This window comes from Streptomyces sp. M-16, from assembly GCF_052114405.1.
Taxonomy (GTDB): domain Bacteria; phylum Actinomycetota; class Actinomycetes; order Streptomycetales; family Streptomycetaceae; genus Streptomyces.
This window is the reverse complement of the sequence record NZ_JBFRER010000288.1, coordinates 1-1,784: the sequence shown is the minus strand read 5'-3', so window position 1 is coordinate 1,784 and position 1,784 is coordinate 1. Positions and strand designations below refer to the sequence as shown.

The window sequence follows — 1,784 nt, the reverse complement described above, 5'->3', positions numbered from 1 at the left end:
GTCCTGCGGCCGGGGCCGCCGCCACGCCCGCCGGGTCGGCGCGTACGACCGGCACCCCGGCCGCGCCCGTCCCCGCCGGCAGCGGCAGCCCGTCGGCCGCGGGCGACGGAACCACGGACACCGCGCCGACCCTCGCGACCTGGCGACAGGCCCGCGCCGCACAGACGCCGGCCGAGAACGACGCCCGTCCGGCCATGGGGACCGGAGCCTGGATCGACGCCGCCACCTACCCCGACCAGGACTTTTCCCTCAGCTTCCACCAGCCCCGGGGGGAGGTGTACATCACCTCCGGCGGACGGGAACTCGACTTCGGGGCGGTCCACGAGGTCGCCAGGACCGCCTGCCTGGGGCTGCGGGACCTCCGCACCGCCTACCCGGACCTCCCGTACCGCACCTACGTGATCGTCGACACCGGGCACAGGGGAGGGCCCGCCGTCGTCTGGTCCGACGACTTCCGCGCCAACACCGCCTGCTCGACCTCCGTGACCGACCGCACCCCCGCCCCCCGGGCGGGCCAGGCGGGCCGGGCGGCCGGCTGGTCCCCCGACGCGGGCGGCCTCGCCGCCGCGCAGGTGCCCTCCCGCGACCCGGACGAGATCCGCATCGCCGACCGGATCGCCACGTCGGTCATCCGGGCGTGGAACGCCGGCCACCCCGACGACGGCTACCACCGGCTCGGCCACGACAACCTGAGCGTCGGGTTCGACCCCGGGAACCGGGTGATGTACGTGTGGGCGACCAAGCCCGCGTGGGACGGCGCCACCCGCGACGACTGGGCGCGGAAGGCGGCGCGGCAGTCCTGCGGGGATCTGGCCGCCGCGTCCGCGGAAACGGCGGACTGGCCCTACGCCAGGTACGCGGTCCTCGTCGAGGACACCACCGCCGGCGACGAGTTCCTGCTCTGGGGCTCCTCCGGAGCCTGCGCGGCCTGACGACCGTCACGGCGCCACCGTCCGGACACGGCGCGAGGCCCCCGCCCGGTGGGCGGGGGCCTCGCGTTCCGCACCGCTACCGCAGGTGCGAGGTGTCGTTCAGGAGGCGGACCGAGGCGTTGCCGTCGGCGTAGTAGGCGACCGCCGACAGGGAGGCCGCGGACAGCTCCATCTTGAACAGGGACTCCGGCGGCGCGCCCAGCGCGAGGCGGACGAGCGTCTTGACCGGGGTCACGTGGGTCACCAGCAGCACGGTGCGGCCCGCGTGGGCGGACAGCAGCCGGTCGCGGGCCGCCGAGACGCGGCGGGTGACGGCCGTGAAGCTCTCGCCGCCGCCGGTCGGGGCCGCCTTCGGGGAGTCCAGCCAGGCCTGGAGGTCGTCCGGGAAGCGCTCGCGCACCTCGGCGAAGGTCAGGCCCTCCCAGGCCCCGAAGTCCGTCTCGCGCAGGCCCTCCTCGACCGCGACCGGCAGCCCGAGGCGGTCGGCGACGGCCTGGGCGGTCTCCCGGCAGCGGCGCAGCGGGGAGCTGACGACGGCCTGTACGGTGCCCCGCGCGGCCAGCGCCTCGGCGACGGCCGCGGCCTGGCGGCGGCCGGCCGGGGACAGCTCCGGGTCGGTGCCGCCGCTGCCGGAGAAGCGCTTCTGCGGGGTGAGGGCGGTCTCGCCGTGCCGCAGCAGCACGAAGGTGGCGGGCGCGCCCATGTCGGGGCCCCATCCGGTGCCGGTGCCCCCGGCGGTCTTGGGCGGCTCGGCGTCGGACCCCGCCACGGGGCGCGGGCCGGTGCCGACGGCGGCGGGCGCGCCGGCGGGCACCTCGGCCCCGGCCCCGGCCCCGCCGAACAGCGTGTCGG

At 77.6% G+C, this 1,784-nt stretch carries 1 protein-coding gene and 1 pseudogene; one reads left to right on the top strand and one right to left on the bottom strand.

The genetic code is table 11. The annotated features are described in order from the left end of the window. Nucleotides 1-932, top strand: a pseudogene (locus tag AB4039_RS42140) (hypothetical protein); the annotation flags it as partial. A 76-nt stretch (nucleotides 933-1,008) separates the two neighbouring features. Here AB4039_RS42140 and AB4039_RS42135 read toward each other — a convergent pair. After that, nucleotides 1,009-1,784, bottom strand: a 776-nt coding sequence (locus tag AB4039_RS42135) for a bifunctional RNase H/acid phosphatase (RefSeq protein ID WP_442273296.1), incomplete at its 5' end; no start/stop codon positions are given.